14 protein-coding genes are annotated in these 22,878 nt (G+C 70.7%); 3 read left to right on the top strand and 11 right to left on the bottom strand.

Features of this window, described 5'->3' with window-relative positions; genetic code table 11:
* Nucleotides 1-27: 27 nt before the first annotated feature.
* Both ACIQU3_RS31145 and nrdR read right to left on the bottom strand, forming a co-directional pair.
* Nucleotides 28-2,919, bottom strand: coding sequence for a vitamin B12-dependent ribonucleotide reductase (locus ACIQU3_RS31145; protein WP_403738866.1), 2,892 nt, complete (start codon nt 2,917-2,919; stop codon nt 28-30).
* Nucleotides 2,920-3,082: 163 nt separating this feature from the next.
* Nucleotides 3,083-3,643 carry a transcriptional regulator NrdR gene (gene nrdR / locus ACIQU3_RS31140; protein ID WP_403928935.1) on the bottom strand — a complete coding sequence of 187 codons (561 nt, stop codon included), beginning with the start codon at nt 3,641-3,643 and terminating at the stop codon, nt 3,083-3,085.
* Between the two features lie 620 nt (nt 3,644-4,263).
* Here nrdR and lexA point away from each other — a divergent pair.
* Complete coding sequence (lexA, locus tag ACIQU3_RS31135; protein ID WP_053671024.1) at nt 4,264-5,043, top strand: transcriptional repressor LexA; 780 nt, start codon at nt 4,264-4,266, stop codon at nt 5,041-5,043.
* 178 nt (nt 5,044-5,221) lie between these two features.
* Here lexA and ACIQU3_RS31130 read toward each other — a convergent pair whose 3' ends face one another.
* From ACIQU3_RS31130 to ACIQU3_RS31115, 4 genes are all read right to left on the bottom strand, one after another.
* On the bottom strand, nt 5,222-7,198 hold the full coding sequence (locus ACIQU3_RS31130) for an ATP-dependent DNA helicase (protein WP_403928932.1): 1,977 nt from the start codon (nt 7,196-7,198) through the stop codon (nt 5,222-5,224).
* A gap of 243 nt (nt 7,199-7,441) precedes the next feature.
* Entirely contained in the window at nt 7,442-8,215 is a 774-nt protein-coding gene (locus ACIQU3_RS31125) for a GNAT family N-acetyltransferase (protein ID WP_403929048.1), read from the bottom strand.
* A gap of 136 nt (nt 8,216-8,351) precedes the next feature.
* Nucleotides 8,352-10,409, bottom strand: a complete 2,058-nt coding sequence (locus ACIQU3_RS31120) for an IucA/IucC family protein (RefSeq protein WP_403928930.1) — start codon at nt 10,407-10,409, stop codon at nt 8,352-8,354.
* A 299-nt stretch (nt 10,410-10,708) separates the two neighbouring features.
* The gene (locus tag ACIQU3_RS31115; RefSeq protein ID WP_403928927.1) at nt 10,709-12,205 is read right to left on the bottom strand and encodes an aminotransferase class III-fold pyridoxal phosphate-dependent enzyme; all 1,497 of its coding nucleotides are present in this window, start codon (nt 12,203-12,205) and stop codon (nt 10,709-10,711) included.
* Nucleotides 12,206-12,539: 334 nt separating this feature from the next.
* Between ACIQU3_RS31115 and ACIQU3_RS31110 the strand changes: the two genes are divergently transcribed.
* Both ACIQU3_RS31110 and ACIQU3_RS31105 read left to right on the top strand, forming a co-directional pair.
* Entirely contained in the window at nt 12,540-13,778 is a 1,239-nt protein-coding gene (locus tag ACIQU3_RS31110; protein ID WP_403928924.1) for a trypsin-like serine peptidase, read from the top strand.
* Between the two features lie 291 nt (nt 13,779-14,069).
* Nucleotides 14,070-15,272, top strand: a complete 1,203-nt coding sequence (locus tag ACIQU3_RS31105) for a trypsin-like serine peptidase (RefSeq protein WP_403928921.1) — start codon at nt 14,070-14,072, stop codon at nt 15,270-15,272.
* 129 nt (nt 15,273-15,401) lie between these two features.
* Here the strand turns inward: ACIQU3_RS31105 and hflX are convergent, their stop codons facing one another.
* The 5 genes from hflX to ACIQU3_RS31080 all read right to left on the bottom strand — a co-directional run bounded on the left by hflX (nt 15,402) and on the right by ACIQU3_RS31080 (nt 22,799).
* Nucleotides 15,402-16,895: a GTPase HflX gene (gene hflX, locus ACIQU3_RS31100; RefSeq protein ID WP_366714343.1), complete on the bottom strand. Its 1,494-nt coding sequence runs from the start codon at nt 16,893-16,895 to the stop codon at nt 15,402-15,404.
* Nucleotides 16,896-17,021: 126 nt separating this feature from the next.
* The gene (locus tag ACIQU3_RS31095; RefSeq protein WP_403928918.1) at nt 17,022-18,581 is read right to left on the bottom strand and encodes a M1 family aminopeptidase; all 1,560 of its coding nucleotides are present in this window, start codon (nt 18,579-18,581) and stop codon (nt 17,022-17,024) included.
* A 257-nt stretch (nt 18,582-18,838) separates the two neighbouring features.
* Nucleotides 18,839-21,067: a RelA/SpoT family protein gene (locus ACIQU3_RS31090; RefSeq protein ID WP_403738835.1), complete on the bottom strand. Its 2,229-nt coding sequence runs from the start codon at nt 21,065-21,067 to the stop codon at nt 18,839-18,841.
* 296 nt (nt 21,068-21,363) lie between these two features.
* Nucleotides 21,364-22,236, bottom strand: coding sequence for a diaminopimelate epimerase (gene dapF / locus ACIQU3_RS31085; protein ID WP_403738832.1), 873 nt, complete (start codon nt 22,234-22,236; stop codon nt 21,364-21,366).
* A gap of 50 nt (nt 22,237-22,286) precedes the next feature.
* On the bottom strand, nt 22,287-22,799 hold the full coding sequence (locus tag ACIQU3_RS31080) for a hypothetical protein (protein WP_403739225.1): 513 nt from the start codon (nt 22,797-22,799) through the stop codon (nt 22,287-22,289).
* Nucleotides 22,800-22,878 lie beyond the last annotated feature (79 nt).

Here is a 22,878-nt window from a genome sequence, read left to right as displayed (position 1 = left end):
CTCCGTCATCGGCTCAGGTGCTCGGCGTCAGCTGCAGCCGCTGGTCGAGCCGCAGCCCTCGCAGATGTAGCAGGAACCGGCGCGCTGCATCTTCGTACCGCACGAGAAGCACAGCGGGGCGTCGGCCTGGATGCCCAGCTGCATCTCCACCAGCTCGGCGCTGGTGTGGGCCTGCTGCGGGGCGGGCTTGACCGCCTCCTCGGCCTTCGGGACGGACACGGCCTTCAGCTCCTGGGCGCGCGGCGCCGACTGGGCCAGGCCCTCGACGTCGACCTCGTCCTCGGACGGCTCGTAAGAACCGGTCTCGAGGTGGCGCTGACGCTCCTCGGCGGAGTGGATCCCGAGCGCGGAGCGCGTCTCGAAGGGCAGGAAGTCCAGCGCCAGGCGGCGGAAGATGTAGTCGACGATCGACTGCGCCATCCGCACGTCCGGGTCGTCCGTCATACCGGCCGGCTCGAAGCGCATGTTGGTGAACTTCGAGACGTACGTCTCCAGCGGCACGCCGTACTGCAGGCCGACGGAGACCGCGATGGAGAAGGCGTCCATCATGCCCGCGAGGGTCGAGCCCTGCTTGGACATCTTGAGGAAGACCTCACCGAGACCGTCGTCCGGGTAGGAGTTGGCGGTCATGTAGCCCTCGGCGCCGCCGACGGTGAAGGACGTGGTGATGCCGGGACGTCCCTTCGGCAGGCGCTTGCGGACCGGGCGGTACTCGACGACCTTCTCGACCGCGGTACGGATCGTCTCCTCGGCCTTCTCGGTGATCTCCGCCTTCTCCTTCTCCTTGGTCTTGGCGGAGAGCGGCTGGCCGACCTTGCAGTTGTCGCGGTAGATCGCGAGCGCCTTGACGCCGAGCTTCCAGGCCTCGAAGTAGATCTCCTCGACCTCCTCGACGGTCGCCGACTCCGGCATGTTGACCGTCTTGGAGATGGCGCCGGAGATCCACGGCTGGATCGCGGCCATCATGCGGACGTGGCCCATCGGGGAGATGGCCCGCTCGCCCATGGCGCAGTCGAACACCTCGTAGTGCTCGGGCTTGAGACCGGGGGCGTCGATCACGTTGCCGTGGTCGGCGATGTGGGCGACGATCGCCTCGATCTGCTCTTCCAGGTAGCCCAGACGGCGCAGGGCCTGCGGGACGGTGCCGTTGACGATCTGCATCGAGCCGCCGCCGACCAGCTTCTTGAACTTGACCAGCGCGAGGTCGGGCTCGACACCGGTGGTGTCGCAGGACATCGCCAGGCCGATGGTTCCGGTCGGGGCGAGCACGGACGCCTGGGAGTTACGGAATCCGTTCTTCTCACCGATGCGCAGGACGTCGCCCCAGGCCTCGCTGGCGGCGGCCCACACCGGGGTGTCCAGGTCGTCCATGCGGACGGCCTTGTCGTTGGCGTCCGAGTGCTGCTTCATGACGCGCTTGTGGGCGTCGGCGTTGCGGGCGTAGCCGTCGTACGGGCCGACGACCGAGGCGAGTTCGGCGGAGCGCCGGTACGCCGTGCCCGTCATCAGGGAGGTGATGGCACCCGCCAGGGCACGGCCGCCGTCGGAGTCGTAGGCGTGGCCGGTGGCCATCAGCAGGGCGCCGAGGTTGGCGTAGCCGATGCCGAGCTGGCGGAACGCGCGCGTGTTCTCGCCGATCTTCTGGGTCGGGAAGTCCGCGAAGCAGATAGAGATGTCCATCGCGGTGATGACCAGCTCGACGACCTTCTGGAAGCGCTCGGCCTCGAAGGACTGGTGGCCCTTGCCGTCGTCCTTCAGGAACTTCATCAGGTTCAGCGAGGCCAGGTTGCAGGACGTGTTGTCCAGGTGCATGTACTCGCTGCACGGGTTCGACGCGGTGATCCGGCCGGACTCGGGGCAGGTGTGCCAGTTGTTGATGGTGTCGTCGTACTGGATGCCGGGGTCGGCGCAGGCCCAGGCGGCTTCGGCGATCTTACGGAAGAGCGCCTTGGCGTCGACCTCCTCGATGACCTCGCCGGTCATCCGGCCGCGCAGCCCGAACCGGCCGCCCTGGTCGACCGCCTTCATGAACTCGTCGTTCACGCGGACCGAGTTGTTGGCGTTCTGGTACTGGACGGACGTGATGTCGTCGCCGCCCAGGTCCATGTCGTAGCCGGCGTCGCGCAGGACGCGGATCTTCTCTTCTTCCTTGACCTTGGTCTCGATGAAGTCCTCGATGTCCGGGTGGTCCACATCGAGAACGACCATCTTCGCGGCCCGGCGGGTGGCGCCACCGGACTTGATCGTTCCTGCGGAGGCGTCGGCGCCGCGCATGAAGGAGACCGGGCCGGAGGCGTTGCCGCCGGAGGACAGCAGCTCCTTGGAGGAGCGGATCCGGGAGAGGTTCAGGCCGGCGCCGGAGCCGCCCTTGAAGATCATGCCCTCTTCCTTGTACCAGTCGAGGATCGACTCCATGGAGTCGTCGACGGACAGGATGAAACAGGCGGAGACCTGCTGGGGCTGCTTGGTGCCGACGTTGAACCAGACCGGGCTGTTGAAGCTGAAGATCTGGTGCAGGAGGGCGTACGCGAGCTCGTGCTCGAAGATCTCGGCGTCGGCGGGCGAGGCGAAGTACTTGTGGTCCTCACCGGCCTTCCGGTACGTCTTCACGATCCGGTCGATCAGCTGCTTGAGGCTGGTCTCGCGCTGCGGGGTGCCCACGGCACCGCGGAAGTACTTGCTGGTGACGATGTTGACCGCGTTCACCGACCAGAAGTCGGGGAACTCCACGCCGCGCTGCTCGAAGTTGACCGAGCCGTCGCGCCAGTTGGTCATGACGACGTCACGGCTCTCCCAGGCCACCTCGTCATAGGGGTGGACCCCGGGAGTGGTGTGGACGCGCTCGACACGCAGGCCCTTGCTCGCCTTGGCGCTCTTGGCGCGGGAACTCCGTGCCGGACCGCTCGCCGTCTCTGTCATGCCGCCTCCCTGTACGGGCGAAAACGCCCTGAAGTGCCCCGTTGTTCCCGGTGCACGTTGTTCTGTCTGATGCTGCGGACGCCCACTCACACGCCCGCAACAGGTCTGCTCACGCCGCCGCCCGGCCGGGTCCCGGAGCTGCCTTCCGGGTCCGGCCCGCCGGTCAGTCGGCGGCGCCTGCGGGCTCGGGGACCTGCTTGGTCCCTCCGGGCCCGCGGTCGTCTTCCCGGCTCCCCGCGGCCGCGTCCCCGCGGTCCGGGTCGTCCGTCGCGGGGGGTCCCGTCTGTGTCCTCAGTTCCGCGATGGCCGCCTCGAAGTCGTCGAGCGAGTCGAACGCCCGGTAGACCGAGGCGAACCGCAGGTAGGCCACGAGATCGAGTTCCTGCAGCGGGCCGAGTATGGCCAGCCCCACGTCGTGGGTGGTCAGCTCGGCGCTTCCGGTGGCTCGCACCGCCTCCTCGACCCGCTGGCCGAGCTGGGCGAGCGCATCCTCGGTGACGGGCCGCCCCTGGCACGCCTTGCGAACACCGTTGATGATCTTCGTACGGCTGAAGGGCTCGGTGACTCCGGACCGCTTCACCACCATGAGCGAGCACGTCTCCACGGTCGTGAAACGACGGGAGCAGTCAGGGCACTGGCGGCGCCTGCGGATCGACGTGCCGTCGTCGGTCGTACGACTGTCCACGACCCGGCTGTCGGGGTGCCTGCAGAAGGGGCAGTGCATGAAAAAACAACCCTCCTCACAGCAGACTCAATAGCCTCGCCGGGCATCTTTCGCCCCACGAAGCAGCCCCAAGCATAGGCGATGACCATGGGCCTCGAGACCGGGGGGACCACAACTTCTGGGCTGCTGTTGCAATCCAACCACTAGATGTGGGGATTGGCTCATACATCCAGGCCCATCCCGCGTGTCGCACACATAGGAGCAGGTGACGCGCAACGACCCCTGCCGCACCGGCCCGTTCGCCCCACGGACACCACCTGCCGACGGCTTCGTCCGCGACCCGTCCACATCCAGTGATGCACGGGCGTATCGCCGCGGCACATGCGGAGATACCGTGGGCGCCGCAAGGAGGGGACGTGGGACTCCCGCACAGATGAGGGCCGACCCCGGGGCGGGGGAATGCCGGATGGCAGACTGAGGCACAGTCCACTAGGTGATCACCCCGGCGGTGAAGAGTACAGCAATGGGCCCTTTTGCCCGCCAGGTGGCACGGCCGCCAATACACCCGGACACATGACCGCGTCCGGCAATTCACGTTTTTTCACTCGAACGTGTGTTTGGCGCAACCTTTCGAAAGCAACTACCGTTGTCCAGCAGGGAGACCATCGAGAGGGGCCGACGTGACCACCACCGCAGACAGTGCCGCCATCGCTGCCCAGGACCGCTCCCAGGGCCGACTGGAGCCGGTGCATGCGATGAACGAAGCCACGAACCCTGAGGGGCACAAGCGCTCCCTGCCGGGCCGACCTCCCGGCATCCGGGCGGACAGTTCGGGACTCACCGACCGCCAGCGCCGAGTGATCGAAGTCATCCGGGACTCCGTGCAGCGACGGGGCTACCCGCCGTCGATGCGGGAGATCGGTCAGGCCGTGGGCCTTTCCAGCACGTCCTCCGTGGCACACCAGCTGATGGCACTGGAGCGCAAGGGCTTCCTGCGTCGCGACCCCCACCGCCCGCGCGCCTACGAGGTGCGCGGCTCCGACCAGGCCGCCTCGGTGCAGCCCACGGACACCGCGGGCAAGCCCGCCGCCTCCTATGTGCCGCTGGTGGGCCGGATCGCGGCCGGTGGCCCGATCCTCGCCGAGGAGTCCGTCGAGGATGTCTTCCCCCTCCCCCGCCAGCTCGTCGGCGACGGTGAGCTGTTCGTCCTGAAGGTCGTGGGTGACTCCATGATCGAGGCCGCGATCTGCGACGGCGACTGGGTCACGGTGCGCCGCCAGCCGGTCGCCGAGAACGGCGACATCGTGGCCGCGATGCTCGACGGCGAGGCCACCGTCAAGCGCTTCAAGCGCGAGGACGGCCACGTCTGGCTCCTGCCGCACAACGCGTCCTACGAGCCGATCCCCGGCGACGACGCGACCATCCTCGGCAAGGTGGTGGCCGTACTGCGGCGCGTCTGACAGCGCGCACCCGCATCGGGCCGGGCCGACAGGCCCGCCCTCTGACCGGGCCCCGGGACCCCTGCGCCGGTTCCGGGGCCCTGCGCTGTCCGGGAGCGGCGGCGGTTGCCGAACCGCGGGGCCAAGGACTCGTGCCCGCGGGGGTCGGTCGGCAGCTAACCGCCGGTCGACCCGCGGCTCACTCCTCTTCGCTCTGCTGGGCCGCCGCGTCGATCGCCGCGAGCGACTTCCGCACCTGGTTCCGGTCCGTCGTGAACCAGAAATCGGGCAGCGAGGCCTTTAGGTAGCTGCCGTAGCGGGCCGTCGCCAGACGCTGGTCGAGGACGGCGACCACGCCGCGGTCCCCCGACGCCCGTACGAGCCGACCGGCGCCCTGGGCCATGAGCAGAGCGGCGTGCGTGGCGGCGACCGCCATGAAGCCATTCCCGCCGGCGTCCTCCACGGCCTTCTGGCGGGCGCTCATCAGAGGATCGTCCGGGCGCGGGAACGGAATCTTGTCCATGACGACCAGTTGGCAGCTGGGGCCCGGGACATCCACGCCCTGCCAGAGCGAGAGCGTGCCGAACAGGCAGGTCTTCGGGTCGGCCGCGAAGTTCTTGATGAGCTCTCCGAGCGTCTCCTCCCCCTGGAGCAGGATCGGGTACTCGGGGATCCGGGAGCGCAGTTCCTCTGCGGCCAGCTGGGCACCTCGCATCGAGGAGAACAGGCCGAGGGTGCGGCCGCCTGCCGCCTGGATCAGCTCCGTGAGCTCGTCGAGCATGTCCGCTCGGTCACCGTCGCGCGCGGGGCGCGCCAGGTGCTTGGCGACGTACAGGATGCCCTGCCGGCGGTAGTCGAAAGGCGAGCCGACGTCGATGCCCTTCCACTGCGGCAGGTCGTCGCCCTCGGTGCCCTCGGGGGCGAGGCCCAGGGAGGCACCCACACCGTTGAAGTCGCCGCCCAGCTTCAGTGTCGCGGACGTCAGAACCACGGAGCGGTCAGCGAAGAGCTTCTCGCGCAACAGCCCGGAGACGGACATGGGGGCGACACGCAGGGAGGCGCCGAAACGATCGTGGCGCTCGTACCACACCACGTCCCACTCGGAGCCGTTCGTGATGCGCTCCGCCACGTCGTGCACGTTCTCCACGGAGGCCAGGGCCTGCTTGCGGACGGCGTCCTCGTCCTGGACGGACTTGTCGCGGGTCGTGCCGATCGCGGAGATGACCGTGCGGCACGCGTCGCGCAGCGCCATCAGGGCGTACCCGAGATCCTCGGGGATCTCCTCCAGACGGCCCGGAAGCGCCAGCTCCATCAGCCGTTCGAAGCCCTCGGCTGCGGTTTGGAGCTGGTCGGCGGCCTTCTCGTTCACGAGTTTCGCGGCACGCCGGACCGCCCGGTTGACCTGGCCGGGAGTGAGCTCGCCGGTGGCGACCCCGGTGACCCTGGAGACCAGTTCGTGCGCCTCGTCGACGATCAGTACCTCGTGCTGCGGAAGGACCGGAGCGCCCTCGATGGCGTCGATCGCGAGCAGCGCGTGATTGGTCACGACGACCTCGGCGAGCTTCGCCCGCTCACGGGCCATCTCGGCGAAGCACTCGGCGCCGTACGCGCACTTCGAGGCACCCAGACATTCCCTCGACGACACCGAAACCTGAGCCCAGGCCCGGTCCGAGATGCCGGGCGTGAGGTCGTCACGGTCGCCCGTCTCGGTCTCGTCGGCCCAGTCGCGCACCCTCAGCAGGTCCTGGCCCAGCTTGCTGGTGGGCGCGGCGGCCTCGAACTGGTCGAAGAGGCCCTCCTCCTCGTCCTGCGGGACGCCCTCGTGCAATCGGTGCAGACACAGGTAGTTTGACCGGCCCTTGAGCATCGCGAACTCCGGGCGACGGCGCAGCAGCGGGTGCAGCGACTCGACCGTTCTCGGCAGGTCGCGCTCCACCAGCTGGCGCTGCAGGGCGAGGGTGGCCGTCGCGACGACCACACGCTCCCCGTGGGCGAGCGCGGGCACCAGGTAGCCCAGCGACTTACCGGTACCGGTGCCGGCCTGGACCAGCAGGTGGGAGCCGTCGTCGATGGCTTCCTCGACGGCTTCGGCCATGGCCACCTGACCGGGGCGCTCCGTACCACCGACGGCAGCGACGGCAGCGTGCAGGAGTTCGGGGAGTGAGGGCTTCGTCATAGCGCGACCACCCTACGACCCTGCACTGACAAACGGGCGATCAAGGCTGATGCCGGGGAAGGGATCAAGGGTGTGGGCTCCTCAGGGTGGGAGGTGAGCGGCGGGCACCGCCCGCTGGATGGGCGGAGTCGGACGCCTGCGAGAGTGCCGTCGCGGCGGGGGTCCTCGTGAATACCGGCCCGGCGGGCGGGAACTGTCGCGACGCGAGCCGCGTTCAATGAGTGATGGCGCGATGACACAGCGCTACAACAGGTGCCGGAGTGACCGCTCTCGGACCATGAGAGCGGCTCGCTTGGCGGGCAGGTCGACCTCGGCGAAGAACCGGAAGCCGGCGGTCAGGAAAGCGGCGATGGAGGGGGTGTTGCGGATGTCGGGTTCCGCGATGACACGTGCGCAGGAGGGCCGCCGAGCGAAAACCAGGTCGGCCACGGCCCGGAGCAGCAGACCTCCCAGGCCGCGCCCTCGGTCGGCGGCTCCGCCGACCAACAGGTGGATACCCGTGTCATGACGGCGTGCGGGATAGTGCCAGGCCAACGGGTCGAGATCGGCGCGGTAGATCTCCCAGTAGCTCATCAGCGCTCCGTCCAGTACGCCCAGGCACGGCACGCTGCGCCCGTCGCCGGCGAGCTGAGACCTCAGGTGGTCTTCCGTCACGCTCTGCGGGCCTGAGAGCTCCCAGAAGGCCGCTGCGGCGGGGTCGTTCATCCAGCCGCTGATCAGCGGAAGGTCCTGTTCGATGCGCGCCGGGACGAGATGGAACCGGCCCGCGGGCGTGTCTGCCGAGCCCCATGCGGCGAGACGGTCGAGGAGGTCGTCATGGTGTGGGTCCCTGCCGCCCGCCCGGGGGTGCTCGTCGGCCTCCGGAGCGCGCTCCGCGTCCGTTCCGAGGGGTGAGCCGACGCGGCCGAAGCTGTCGGTGCGGGCGAAGCGACCGGCGTCGGCAGCGCCAGGGGCAAAGCCTCCGGCATGGGGACCGGAGTCGTCCCGCCGTCCGGTGCTGGAGGCCGTGGCCGTCATGGTGGGGACGGGGACGGTGATACCCGTCTCGGTGATCAGGTCGGCGGAAGACACCAGACGCTCCTCTCGGGAAGGGGGTGGCGAGTCCTCAGAGATCAAGGAGTGGGTCAGCGGTGGTCGGAGTTGCTCGGAGCTGTCAGCAATGCAGGGGGTTGGCGATGGTGACGTAGACGGACTGGGAGTCGACCGGGCCGACGAGTTCATCGAGTCCGTACAGCCGGGTCAGCAGGTTGGCCTTGCACCGCAGGACGGGTGAGTCGAGCAACAGGGAGGGCAGCGAGGTGCGCAGCCGGGCCGGGCCGGAGGCGAGAGTTTGCAGGAAGCGCCGGAAGGCCGCGAGCAGCAGCCGCTCGTCGGCGAGTCCTTGGGATCCGAACGCGCCGATCAGACCGAGCACGTTGTTGATCACCAGGTAGTACACGAGCCGCTCATCGGTCACCTGGTCGCAGACGAAGGTGTCGCTCCGCTCTCCGATGCCGGGCAACCGGGCGTCGAGGTCTTGGCGCCGGGATGCGCGGAAGTAGTAGCCCTGGTTGTCCCGGTAACGGCCGCCGCTGGGCCAGCCGTCGGGGTCCAGCAGGAGCAGGGTGTTCTGCTGATGCGCTTCCAGCGCGACGCCTGCCTCACCGTCCAGCCAGAGGACGGGACGCACCACATGCGTGAGGTAGCGCAGGAACCACTCGGCGGCGACGGCGCCGCGGGGCCGGCCGGTGCGGCGGGCGAGACTTGTGACCAGTTCGGCCAGCCGGGACCGCAGAGCAGGCCCGTGCTTGTCGGGATGACCCGGAGTCCTCTCCAGCGAGGCCGCGGGGCACGGGCGCGGCGAGAGGAGCCCGGCGACGCAGGAAACATCGTCGGTGGGGCCGAACGGGTTGTGGCGGATCACCACGTCCAGTCCGGACACGGGAGTGCCGTCGGGGGTGTCGACGGCGAGCCAGGCGGGGTCCCGGACGATGTCGAAGCCCGGGTGCGCGGAGCACCATTCCTGCCCCAGGCCCCTGCGGAGCAGGCGGTGGACCTCGACGCCGCGGTGGAGTTCCTTACGCAGGTTCTCCCGCCGGGAGTTGGTGATGCGCAGGCCAAGGGAGAGCTTGAGCATCGCGGGGGCATGGGTTCGGTAGACGGTTCGGAGGGAGGAGGTGGGGTGCCAGTCAGGGCCGTGGGTGCCGAGGTCTCGGAGCAGCCCGGTGTCCAGCAGGGCGGCGATCTGGGGACGGTGTCGGATCTCGTGTGCCTGCCAGGGGTGCAGGGGCAGAAGCGCGTACCCCTCCGGCAGCACCACGGTCCCGGCAAGACGTGAGGTGAGACGGGGTGCGGGGACGGGGCGGCCGCGTTCGGTCCAGGAGGAGTCCGTGGCGAGGACGGAGGGAGCGACGGCCATCCAGTGCAAGGGGAAGGCACCGCGCAACTCAGGTGAGTAGAGGGGAGCTTCGGACTCCGTGAGACCCTCGCGGCTCTTCGGGGTGGGGTGCAGGGGATGTCCGAGGACGAGGGCCTGTTCCGCGGACAGGAAGAGGTCGGGGCCGTCGGCGGGGTGTTCCCGGCGATGGGTGATGAAGGTGGCGGCGCGTCGGAGGGAGTCGGCTACCCCGGTGACGAGCGCGACGCCCTCCATGGAAACGGAGTCGACGGAAAGGGGGCTATCGGGGTCGCACTTGATCGGGCCGGATCCGGCGGAGTGGCTGGCGGGCGTGGGAACGGCGTCGTTGGCGCGGTTGCATGCAGCGACCTCTGTGGCCTTCTCCCTGGTCAGCAGGGCGGCGACCGTGACGGCGTCGGCCGGTGGGCTGGTTGCAGGGGCATCGGCGAGACGAGGAGGGTCGAAGCGATGCCAGCCCGTCGGGGACCAGTGGCGCACCGGGGCGAGGAGGACCGTGCCGCTCGCGGGGAGCGGGATGCGCAGGATGCCGTCGGCCGGGGCGTGCTGATTGGTCTCGCGTGCCCAGCAGCGGAGCAAGGTCTCCACGGCGGAGGTCTGGGCGACGGTGTGCGGGTCGGGGTGCTCCAGTGGGTCAGTGGCATGCCCCTCGCTCAACCCCGGGGCCGGGTCGGCTGCCTGCCGTGGGTGAGGGACCCTCCGGTCCGGCGATGTCACCGTCGGTCTGGCTTCGGCGGAGTGTTGTCCGTGGACCGGGGCCGAGGCGGCCGGGGCCGGGGCCAGGGCGTGGTCGTCGTGGTGCGGAGTGGCGTTCACGGCAGGTACCTCGTGGAGTGGGTCCGGGATGGTGCGGGTGGGGCGGCGTGCCGAGCGGCTTCACTCGGCGCGACATGCGGGACGTGAGGTCACACGGCCCTCGGGCCTACGGGCCTGAGGGCGAGCGGGCCTGAGGGCGTGCGAGCCACAGGGCGTGCAGTGGTCCTGACGCTCAGGCTCATGGCGATGGCGTGTGGCACGTTGCGGGGCTCATGGCGGACGGGGGCCGTCGGCTAAGGGACACCATGAAGCGCGGGTAGGTCGCGGACCGCTACGCCCGCCGTCTCCGTGCACCGCGTTCACCGTGCGGCTGCCGTGCCACCCCCACGGCACCGGGCCGCTGCCCGGACCGCGCCGGCCAAGCGGTCCAGTACGGCGGCCGCTTGTTCGTCGGTGATGGTCAGGGGCGGCAGCAGCTGTACGACGCTCGCGGCCCTGCCGGCGAGTCCGACGATGAGGCCGCGGCGCAGGCACTCCTGCTGGACTGCGGCCGCGAGTTCGGGGGCGGCGGAGTGCGGCCTGTGTCTGTGCGGTCCGCTGCCCGGCGTCACCGGCGCCCCCGCACCACCGCCCGCCACAGGTCCTCGGGCATCGGAAGGGGCGGGGCCCCTTTCGCCTTGAGGGCTGTCCCCTCCCGGGTCCACCAGCTCGACCCCGATCATCAGCCCTCTCCCCCGCACATCCCCGACGCAGGTGAACTCGGAGACGAGTGGGCGGAGTTGATCCAGCATCCGCGCTCCGAGAGTCGCCGCACGCTCGGCGAGGGCGTTCTCCCGGACGTGGGCGAGGGTCGCGGTGCCGGCGGCCATGGCGAGCTGGTTGCCGGGGAAGGTTTCGGCGGGGGTTCCGGGGTGCCCGGTGTCGAGGTCGTCGCGGTAGACCACGACGGCCAGGGGCAGGCTGCCGCCGATGGCGTTGGAGAGGACCATCACGTCGGGGGTCACGCCACTGTGCTCGACCGCCCAGAAGGCTCCGGTCCGGCCCACGCCGGTCCGGCTCTCGTCGGCGATCAGCGGGATGGACCGGTCGGCGGTGAACTGTCGGACGCGAGCCAGCCAGCTGTCCGGCGCGGGCACGACCCCGCCCTCGCTCCGGACGGGCTCGACGATCACCCCGGCGGGCAATGGCGCCCCCTGCCTCGGTTGGTCGGGGAGGGACTCGGTCCGGTGGGGGACGAGATCGGACCCCTCGTCGCCCACGGCACCGAGGTGGCAGCGGTGGTCCTGCGGGGAGGGCAAGCAGGGGATTGCCACGCCGTGGGCGTCCTCGAGCGGATCGTCGAGTGCCCCGGTGCTTCTCACCCAGCCGGCTCCGGTGAACGCCAGGAGACCGTCCCGGCCGGTCGCCGCGCGGACCAGGGCGTAGGCCGTCTCGACGGCGTTGCTGCCGGCGGGCCCGCAGAACCGCACGTGCGCCCGTTCGGCGAGGTCCGGCGGCAGCGTGTGGAGCAGTTCGGTGAGGAAGGCGTCCTTGACGGGTGTCGCCAGGTCGAGGGCGCTCAACGGTGCCCCGGAGTCGAGGACCGTGCGAATGGCCTCCAGGACGACCGGATGGTTGTGGCCGAGGGCCAGAGTGCCGGCTCCGGAGAGGCAGTCCAGGTAGCGGCGGCCGTCCGCGCCCTCGATGGTGAGTCCCCGGGCCCGCACCGGAACGATCGGCAGGGCACGGGCGTAGGTCCGGGCTGCGGGTTCGCGTGCGGCCTGGCGGCGCAGGATGCCCTCGTGCGCATGGCGCTGGGCGCGAGTGGCATCGGCAAGGGCACCGCCGGGGAGGGGTGTCGCCTGCGTACGCCCCACAGCGGCCTCCTCCGACGCACAACCCCCATGGGTGGTTTCCGCCACGACTTCCCTGACCTCCCACCGGGCACGGGCACAGAGGACCGAGCACGGACAGCAGGCCCCCCACCGCTACCAACCCCGGATCACTCACCGGGTTACGGGTTGCCTCAAGATCCTTTCCGTGACGGAACTGTTGCGGATCCGTCGGATCGCCCCCACAGCCACCGCATAGTGTGTGATGCCGTTCCCGGACACCGCGACGTCACCCCGAACTTCCCCCTGAGTAGCGGGAGTCGGGGTGGTAACCGCCGGATCGTCCATGTTCGTTCCGTTCCAGGGGGAGAGTCAGATCATGCGACCCACACGACGACCGTCGTCCGATGCCGCCCGAGGAGGGAGGGCGCGCCGCAGGAACTCCCCCGCCCTGGCTGCCTTGGCCCTCGTCTCGGCACTCGCCCTGACCGCCACCGCCTGTGAGTCGGGCGATGCGACGGCGGGCGCAGAGGCCTCCGCATCCGCCACGGCCTCCGGCTCGGGCACCGATGACGGCAAGTTCAGGATCCCGGACGACATCAGGGACCGGCTCCGCGAGCACGGGATCGACATCGACAAGTGGAAGAACGGCGCCTGGAAGAACTGGGACCGGGACGACTGGCTGCGCGAGGCGAACGAGTACATCAACCCGATCATCGAGGGGCTCTGGAACCCGGACCGGATGCGGGAGGCCGAGGAGCCCGACCAGGGCGTCGACGACAGCGACCTCTCCGGTGACCAGGGCGTGACCGATCCGACGCCCCAGCCGGTCGAGGCGCAGGCCGTGCAGCCGTCGTACCACGCCAACGTGCCCACGGCCGGGAAGGTGTTCTTCGACTCCCCCGAGGGGTCGGCCGTCTGCTCGGCGACGGTGGTGAAGGACCCGGCGCACCCGGGCAAGTCCAACCTGGTGTGGACGGCGGGCCACTGCGTGCACGCGGGCAAGAAGGGCGGCTGGTACCGCAACATCGCGTTCGTGCCGTCGTACAACGACGACGGCAAGCCGGTGGCGGAGCTGGAGAACGCCACCCGCGAGGACGTCGCTCCCTACGGGGTCTGGTGGGGCGACTGGGCGCAGACCTCGGACCAGTGGATCGAGCAGGGCGGTTCGACGGGCGGTGACGGCGCGCCGTACGACTTCGCGGTCATCCATGTCACGCCGGAGAAGGGCAGCGGCGGCAAGTCGCTGGAGGAAGTGGTCGGTTCGGCGCTGCCGGTCGACTTCAAGGCGCCCGCGGTGCCGCAGGTGAAGGACGTCACGGCGATCGGCTACCCGGCCGCGAAGCCCTATGACGGGCAGAAGCTGTACCGGTGCGAGGATCGGCCCGGGCGGCTGTCGGTCACCACGTCCGATCCGACGATGTACCGCATCGGTTGCACCATGACCGGCGGTTCGTCCGGCGGCGGCTGGGTCGCGACCGGCTCGGACGGCAAGCCGGCTCTGGTCTCCAACACCTCGATCGGGCCGGTGACATCGGGGTGGCTGGCCGGACCGCGCCTGGGTGGGGTGGCCAAGGGCGTGTACGACTCGGTCAGCAAGAAGTTCGCGGGTCGGTGACGGCCCGCTGAACGCCGCCGCCGGAGGAAGAAGACTCCGGCGGCGCACCCGCCCCTCAGGGGCGCCCCGGGCGGGGTGGCGCGCCGGAGCCTCCGGGCTCATGACACCCGCCCCCGGGGACTCTGGCAAACCTTCACCGCGCCACCCCGGTACGCCCTCAACTCCACGGGCATAGTGGGGTGTCGCGCGGAGCCAACAGCTCCCCACCGGTGCCCTGTACACGCGGCACCGGCGCTCGTCATCACTTTCACCAGCACTACATTCGTGCGCACCAACGGGGGTCATCGCACCATGCGTTCCACACGTACGCCCGCACCAGGGCGCGGACGGGGCACCGTCCTCGCCGCCGCCGGGCTCGTCGCCGCCCTGGCTCTCACCGCGACCGCCTGTGGTGGTTCCGGGGATTCGGCGAGCGACAAGCCCGACGCCACCGGCTCCCAGGCCGCCGCGGGTGGCGGCGGCAAGGTCCGGATCCCGGCCGATCTCGCGGGCAGGCTCAAGGAGCACGGGATCGACGTCGACAAGTGGAAGAACGGCGGCTGGAAGGACTGGGACCGGGACAAGTGGCTCGGTGACGCCAAGGACTTCGTCAATCCGGTGATCGAGGGCCTCTGGAAGCCGGAGCGGATGCAGTCCGCCGAGGAGGCCGACAAGAGGGTCACGACGAAGGACGCGTCGGCCGGCCAGGGCGTCAGCGACCCGGATCCCGCGCCCGTCCGGGCACAGGCCGAGAAGACGCCGTACCACCGCAACGCGGCGCCGGTCGGCAAGGTCTTCTTCGACTCCCCCGACGGCCCGGCCGTCTGCTCCGGCACGGTCGTCAAGGACGTCAACCATCCGGGCAAGTCCAACCTGGTGTGGACGGCGGGCCACTGCGTGCACGCCGGGGGCGACGGCGGCTGGTACCGCAACATCGTGTTCGTCCCGGCGTACAACGACCTCGGCAGGTCCGAGGCGGCGCTGAACAACGCGAACCCGGCGGAGATCGCCCCGTACGGCAACTGGTGGGCGAACTGGGCCTCCACCTCCGACCAGTGGATCCAGGGCGGTTCGGAGAGCGGCGGTGACGGTGCCGCGTACGACTACGCCGTGCTGCACGTGAAGCCCGAGCAGGGCGCCAAGTCCCTGGAGGAGACGGTCGGCGCCGCGCTGGACGTGGACTTCTCCGCTCCGTCCGCGGCCGAGGCCGCCAAGATGGGCGCCTGGGGCTACCCGGCCGCACCGCCCTACAACGGCGAGAAGATGTTCAAGTGCATCGACGCCCCCGGCCGTTTCTCGCTCAGCCCGTCCCTGCCGACGATGTACCGCATCGGCTGCGACATGACCGGCGGTTCCTCCGGCGGCGGCTGGTTCCGGGTCGTGAACGGCAAGTCCGTGCTGGTCTCCAACACCTCGATCGGCCCGGCCGACAACACCTGGCTGGCGGGGCCGCAGCTCGGGCGTGACGCCGAAGCGCTGTACCAGAACATGAGCAAGACCTACGGCGGTCGCTGACCCGCACAACCCGCAGATGCCGAAGGCCCGCCCCCCATCGATGGGGGCGGGCCTTCTCGCTTCCGAGCGAGACGCAGGCTCAGGCGAGACGCGCCGTCCCGCACGGGCGGGACGCGCGCTCAGCCGGACTCAGAGCGCCGGCGCCGGAGCGTACGGCGTGAGCTCCGCCGCCAGCTCCTCGTGCACCCGCACCTTGAGCAGGGTGCCCTCCGGGGTGTGCTCCTCGGAGATCACCTCGCCCTCGTCATGCGCACGGGCGACCAGCTTGCCGTGCGTGTACGGCACGAGCGCCTCGATCTCGACCGACGGGCGCGGCAGCTCGTTGTCGATGAGCGCGAGCAGCTCCTCGATGCCCAGGCCGGTGCGGGCCGAGACCGCGATGGAGCGCTTCTCGACGCGCAGCAGCCGCTGGAGCGTCAGCGGGTCGGCCGCGTCCGCCTTGTTGATCACGACGATCTCGGGCACGTCGGTGGCGCCGACGTCCCGGACCACCTCGCGCACGGCGGCCAGCTGCTCCTCCGGGAACGGGTGCGAACCGTCGACCACGTGCAGGATCAGGTCGGACTCGCCGACCTCCTCCATCGTGGAGCGGAACGCCTCGACCAGGTGGTGGGGCAGATGGCGAACAAAGCCGACCGTGTCGGCCAGTGTGTACAGCCGCCCGCTCGGCGTCTCGGCCCGGCGCACGGTCGGGTCGAGGGTCGCGAACAGGGCGTTCTCCACCAGCACGCCCGCGCCCGTGAGGCGGTTGAGCAGCGAGGACTTGCCGGCGTTGGTGTAACCCGCGATGGCCACGGACGGCACCTTGTGACGCTTGCGCTCCTGGCGCTTGATCTCGCGGCCGGTCTTCATCTCCGCGATCTCCCGGCGCATCTTCGCCATCTTCTCGCGGATCCGGCGACGGTCCGTCTCGATCTTGGTCTCACCGGGACCACGGGTGGCGAGGCCGCCGCCCTTGCCGCCGCCCATCTGACGGGACAGCGACTGACCCCAGCCGCGCAGTCGCGGCAGCATGTACTGCATCTGCGCGAGAGCGACCTGCGCCTTGCCCTCTCGGGACTTGGCGTGCTGGGCGAAGATGTCCAGGATCAGGGCCGTCCGGTCGATGACCTTGACCTTGACGACGTCCTCGAGGTGGATCAGCTGACCCGGGCTGAGCTCACCGTCGCAGATGACGGTGTCAGCGCCCGTCTCGATGACGATGTCGCGCAGCTCCTCGGCCTTGCCGGAGCCGATGTACGTGGCCGCGTCGGGCTTGTCGCGGCGCTGGGTGACTCCGTCGAGCACCAGCGCGCCGGCCGTCTCGGCGAGGGCGGCGAGCTCCGCGAGGGAGTTCTCCGCGTCCTGCACGGTTCCCGAGGTCCAGACGCCGACGAGGACGACCCGCTCCAGGCGGAGCTGGCGGTACTCGACCTCGGTGACGTCCTCGAGCTCGGTGGAGAGGCCCGCCACACGACGCAGCGCCGCGCGGTCGGAGCGGTCGAACTGGTCGCCGTCCCGCTCTCCGTCGATCTCGTGGCTCCAGGCGACGTCCTCTTCCATCAGGGCATCGGCCCGAAGACCCTCGGGGTGGCTGTGCGCGAAGCGCTTGGAGTCCTGGGAAAAGGAAGAAGAGGAGGTCATTGGATCCTTACGTTGGTGGGAAACCGTTCATCGTCTGCAACGCACGGGCGGGCCGGGAGATTCCCGGCGCTTCGTGCCGCGCCGACCTGAAGATGGTCGCACGGCACGGGGCGTCTCGTCACCGTGTTATCGGGCCGCCGCCTTCGCCGACCGGGCCTGCTGCGCGGGCGCCTGCGGCCTGACCAGAGCCCTCGGGTGCACGGGGGCCTGCGACGCCTTCGCCGCTGCCTGCGGCTTCCAGTCCGGGTGCCCGGGCATCGGCGGGGTCTTCTCGCCGTACAGCCACCCCTGGAAGAAACCGTCCAGGTCGCGTCCGGAGATCTCGGTGGCCAGCCGCACGAAGTCCGCCGTCGTGGCCGTGTCGTCCCGGTACCGCTCGACCCAGGCGCGTTCCAGGCGTTCGAAGGCCGGGCGGCCGATCTCCTGGCGCAGGGCGTACAGGACGAGCGCCGCACCGTCGTAGACGTTGGGCCGGAAGATGCCGGTCTTGCTGCCGGCGCCGGGCGCCTTGGGGGCTGCCGGTGGTCCTCCGGCGGCGCGCCAGCGGTCGGAGGCCCCGTAGGCGGCCTTCATCCGGTCCCGCATCGGCTTGTCCGCCTGTTCCTCGGCGTAAAGCGCCTCGTACCAGGTGGCGTGCCCCTCGTTCAGCCACAGGTCGGACCAGGTGCGGGGGCTTACGCTGTTGCCGAACCACTGGTGGGCCAGCTCATGGACCATGATCGACTCGGCGTACCACCGCGGGTAGACCGGGTCGGTGAAGAGCTCGCGCTCGAAGAGCGACAGGGTCTGGGTCTCCAGTTGGAAGCCGATGGAGGCGTCGGCCACGAGCAGGCCGTACGTCTCGAAGGGGTAGCGGCCGACCTTGCCCTCCATCCAGGTGATCTGTCCGGGGGTCTTCTCCAGCCAGGGTTCGAGCGCCTTGCGGTGCCCGGTCGGGACCACGTCGCGTACGGGGAGCCCGTGCGGGCCGCTGCGCTGCAGCACCGTGGAGCGGCCGATGGAGACCTGGGCGAGCTCGGTGGCCATGGGATGCTGGTTGCGGTAGGTCCACGTGGCCGCACCGTCCGACTTCACCACCCCGGCGGGCAGGCCGTTGGCGACGACCGTGTTCCCGTCGGGCGCGGTCACCCGGATGGTGAACATCGCCTTGTCGGAGGGGTGGTCGTTGCAGGGGAACACCAGGTGGGCGGCGTCGGCCTGGTTGGCCATGGCGAGGCCGTCCGCGGTGCGCACCCAGCCGCCGGCGGCGCGCACGGGGTCGCTGGTGTGCCGCACGGTGATCCGCATCCAGGTGCCGTCCGGCACCGGGTTCTCGGGCGTGATCACGAGGTCCTCGCCGGCGGTGTGGAACTGAGCGGGTTCGCCGTCGACCTCGACCGATTCGACCGTGCCGCGGGCGAAGTCCAGGTTGACGCGGTCCAGGTCGGCGGTGGTCCAGGCGTCGATGGTCGTGACGGCCCGCAGCGTTTTGCTCTTGCCGCCCGGGTAGGTGAAGGAGAGGTCGTACGACGCCACGTCGTAGCCGGGGTTGCCGAGGTGCGGGAAGAGCCGGTCGCCGACACCGAGCGGCACGGCGGGGTTGCTCGCCGCGATGAGGCAGACGGAGACGGCCGATGTGAGCAGAGCGGCTGCGGTCCGGCGCCGCCGGGTGGGGGCGGCGGCCCGGCTGTGGGGGGTCAGGAGCATGCCCCACGGCTATCAGTGCACGGCTGAGCACTGCGGACGGCGCGCTTTTGCCCCACCCGAACCGGGGACCGGGACCTGCGCCGGGTGCCGCTCCCGCCCCCGGTCGACACCGCCCGGACGGTGCGGTGTCGACCGGCTGCGGACCGCCCGGAAGGTGCGGTCGGCAGACGGCGCCCGCGCCGTGTGCGGTCCCGCCGCCCGGCAGGTCCGGGCCGGCTCAGCGCTCAGGTGGCGGATCCTGCGACGGCCGTGCCGTGTCAGCTGCCCTGCGGCTGCGCCTGTGACCTGCTGACGTCGTACACCCCGGCCACGTCGCGCATCGCGCGCATCAGGCCGGGCAGCTGGGCGGCGTCGGGGAGCTGCACGGTGTAGGTGTGCCGGACCTGCTGCTGGGTCGGCGGCTCGACGGTCGCCGAGACGATCTCGGCACCCTCCGACGCCATGACCTCGGTGAGGTCGGCCAGCAGATGGGGGCGGACGAACGATTCCGCGACCAGCGTGACCCGGCACTCGGCGGCCTCCCCCCAGTGCACGCCGACCTCCGCACGCCCCCCGGCCTTCATGCGCGCCACCGCGGCGCACTCCACGCGGTGCACGGTGACCGCTCCCCCGCGTACGGCGAAGCCGGTGATCTTGTCGGGCGGTACGGGAGTGCAGCAGCGGGCGAGTCGGACGGACGCGCCGGGCAGGTCGGTGAGGACGGTGCCGGTGGCGGAGCGGTCGGCGGGCTGTTCGGGCGCGGCGTCCGGCTCGGGTGCGCCCGTGGGCCGGGCCCCTGTCCGGCCCACGGTGGGCCGAACCCCCGTCGCACCGTCCGTGGGCCGGACGCCTGTCCGGTTCTCCGTGATCCGCGCCTCGCTCCGCTGGGACTCCGCCTGTGCCGGATGGGCTGCCAGCCACCGCTGGATGGCGATCCGGGCGGCGGGCGTGTGCGCGTGCTCCAGCCACTCCCGGGACGGCTCCGACGCCGCGTCCTGGCCCATGAGGAGCTGGACGGTGTCGCCGTCCTTCAGGACGGTGCTCAGCGTCGCCAGGCGGCCGTTCACCCGGGCGCCGATGCAGGCGTGCGCGTCCTCGCCGTACTGCGCGTAGGCCGCGTCCACGCAGGTCGCCCCCTCGGGCAGGCCGAGGGTGCCGCCGTCGGGGCGGAAGACGGTGATCTCACGGTCCTGGGCGAGGTCCTCGCGCAGGGTCGACCAGAAATGGTCGGGATCGGGTGCCGCCTCCTGCCAGTCGAGGAGCCGGGAGAGCCAGCCGGGGCGGGTGGGGTCGGCGCGCTCGCCGTCGGCCGGGTCGTCGGGCGCCGGTGCGTACGGGTTGCCGAGGGCGACGACGCCGGCCTCCGCGACCTTGTGCATCTGGTGGGTGCGGATGAGGACCTCGACGACCTGGCCGTCCTGACGCGCCACGGCCGTGTGCAGTGACTGGTACAGGTTGAACTTCGGTACGGCGATGAAGTCCTTGAACTCCGAGACCACCGGTTTCATACAGGTGTGCAGTTCGCCCAGGACGGCATAGCAGTCGGCGTCCTCGTTCACCAGGACCAGGACACGGCCGAAGTCGGAGCCGCGGAGCCGGCCGCGTTTGCGGGAGACGCGGTGCACCGAGACGAAGTGGCGGGGGCGGATGAGGACTTCCGCCGGGATGTCCGCCTCGCGCAGCACACCGCGCACCTCGTCGGCGACCTCGGCGAGCGGGTCGTCCGCGCGGGCGGCGTTGCGGACGATGAGCTCCCTGGTGTGCGCGTACTCCTCGGGGTGCAGGATCGCGAAGACGAGGTCTTCCAGTTCGGTCTTGAGCGCTTGGACGCCGAGCCGTTCGGCGAGCGGGATGAGCACGTCACGTGTCACTTTGGCGATGCGCTCCTGCTTCTCGGGGCGCATGACGCCGAGGGTGCGCATGTTGTGCAGCCGGTCGGCGAGCTTGATCGACATGACCCGCACGTCGTTGCCGGTGGCGACGAGCATCTTGCGGAAGGTCTCGGGCTCGGCGGCGGCGCCGTAGTCGACCTTCTCCAGCTTGGTGACGCCGTCGACGAGGTAGCGGACCTCCTCGCCGAACTGATCACGGACCTGATCCAGCGTCACATCCGTGTCCTCGACGGTGTCGTGCAGCAGGGACGCGGTCAACGTCGTGGTCTCGGCGCCGAGTTCGGCGAGGATCAGGGTCACGGCCAGCGGGTGCGTGATGTACGGCTCGCCGCTCTTGCGCATCTGGCCGCGGTGCGAGGACTCGGCCAGGACATAGGCGTGACGCAGGGGTTCGAGGTCCGCGTCGGGGTGGTGGGCGCGGTGGGCGTCGACGACGTGACTGATGGCGTCGGGCAGCCGGCCCCGGGCGGCGGGGCCGAGCAGGGCCGCGCGGCCGAGGCGGCGCAGGTCGATCCGGGGGCGGGCCTTTCTGCGGGGGGCTGTCGGCGTCACCGCTGCTGACACCGCGCCCGGCATCTGGCCTGGGGTCACGGAATTCGTGGCCTCCGCACTCATGGGCACCTCCGGCTGCGTCAACCGGCGGACGGGGTGCCCCAGAGCGGACACGACTCAGGGGGCGGCTTCGGTCCCCCGTCCGGGCCGGTGCTTGATGCTACCGAGCCCACCACGCCGGATCGGCCGCCTCTCGCCCAGCGTGAAACTGATCACCCATTCGAGGGATGAATGTGAGGTTTGCACCCCTGTGCAGAGCGAGGCCGGTGATGCGGATTCCGCCAAGTGGCCGAATTACAACGGCCGTTTCGGGTCTGCGGCCGAGGGTGCGCGGGTGTTTCAGGACACCCGGCGCCGGCTCACGCGGAGGTCGCCGTTTCCAGCCAGTCCGCGTCGATCTCGCCTTCGGCCACGATCACGGCCGGGCCGGTCATCTCGATCTCGCCGTCGGGCCGCTCGGTGATCACCAGAGTGCCGCCGGGGACGTCCACGGTGTAGGTGGCGGGGGTGCCGGTGGCCGTCGGGTCGGCGCCGTCGCGGCGGGCGGCGGCCACGGCGACCGCGCACGCGCCCGTGCCGCACGAACGGGTCTCGCCGGAGCCGCGCTCGTGCACGCGCAGCGCGACGTGCCCGGGGCCACGGTCGACCACGAACTCGACGTTCACACCGTCCGGGTAGGCGGCCGCCGGACTGAAGGGCGGCGGGGAGAGCAGGTCCCCGGCGTGCGCCAGATCGTCCACGAAGGCGACCGCGTGCGGGTTGCCCATGTTCACGTTGCGGGCGGGCCAGCTGCGCTCGCCGACGCGCACCGTGACGTCGCCCTCGGGGAGCACCGCCCGGCCCATGCCGACGGTCACGTCACCGTCCTTGGCGATGTGCACCGTCTTCACGCCCCCGCGCGTGGCGACCGCGAGGTCCCCCTCGGTCACGTGACCGGCGCGCTGGAGGTAGCGCGCGAACACCCGCACCCCGTTGCCGCACATCTCCGCGATCGAGCCGTCGCTGTTGCGGTAGTCCATGAACCACTCCGCCTCGGCGGCCATGTCCCTCGCCTCGGGGTGCGCGGCGGACCGCACCACGTGCAGAAGCCCGTCACCACCGATGCCCGCGCGCCGGTCGCACAGGGCGGCGACGGCGGAAGGAGGCAGGTCGACGGTGTTCTCCGGGTCCGGGACGATCACGAAGTCGTTCTCGGTGCCGTGACCCTTGAGGAAGGCGATCCGCGTGCTCATGCCTCGATCGTAAGGGGTGCCCCCGACATCGCCCCGCGGCCGTACGGAGATCAGCGCAGTCGCGCCACACGCCACACGGCGAGGACCACCACGACGGCCACGACCAGGGCGTACGCGAGCACGACCCGCCAGTCGGGTCTGCGGCCGGAGCCGCGGGCCGGCAGGCCCGGCCAGGTGTAGCCGACGCGGCGGGCGGCCATCATGCCCCAGCCTGCCGCGCAGGAGCAGATCAGCAGGCCCAGCATGGCGATGACGGCCCCGCTGTCGCCGAAGTCGAAGGCGAGCGGGAACGCGAACATCAGGGAGCCGAGTGCCGCGAGGGCCACGATGGGAGCCAGCTGCCAGATGCGGAGCCGGCGCTGCGGGCGCAGCTCGACCTCGACCTCGTCGGCGAACATCTCGCCGGGCTCGGGACCGTCGTCCGTCACGCCCTGCGTCTCGTCGGGCCCGTCGGAGCTGAGGTGGTCCGTCTCCTGCTCCGGCGCGTCCGCGAGCCCCGGCTCATCCCGCTCGGCGGTGATGTGATCGGTGCTTCGTGCGGTGTCGCGAGGGCCGGCCTCCATCGCCACGCGCCCTCCCAACTAGGACTCAACTCGGTCGATCGAAGCTCGATGATGGCACGCCGCCGAAGGGCCGGATGAC

Source organism: Streptomyces sp. NPDC101110 (assembly GCF_044759525.1).
GTDB lineage: Bacteria > Actinomycetota > Actinomycetes > Streptomycetales > Streptomycetaceae > Streptomyces.
The sequence above is the reverse complement of the archived record's forward strand: the minus strand, read 5'-3'. Positions and strand labels throughout refer to the sequence as shown.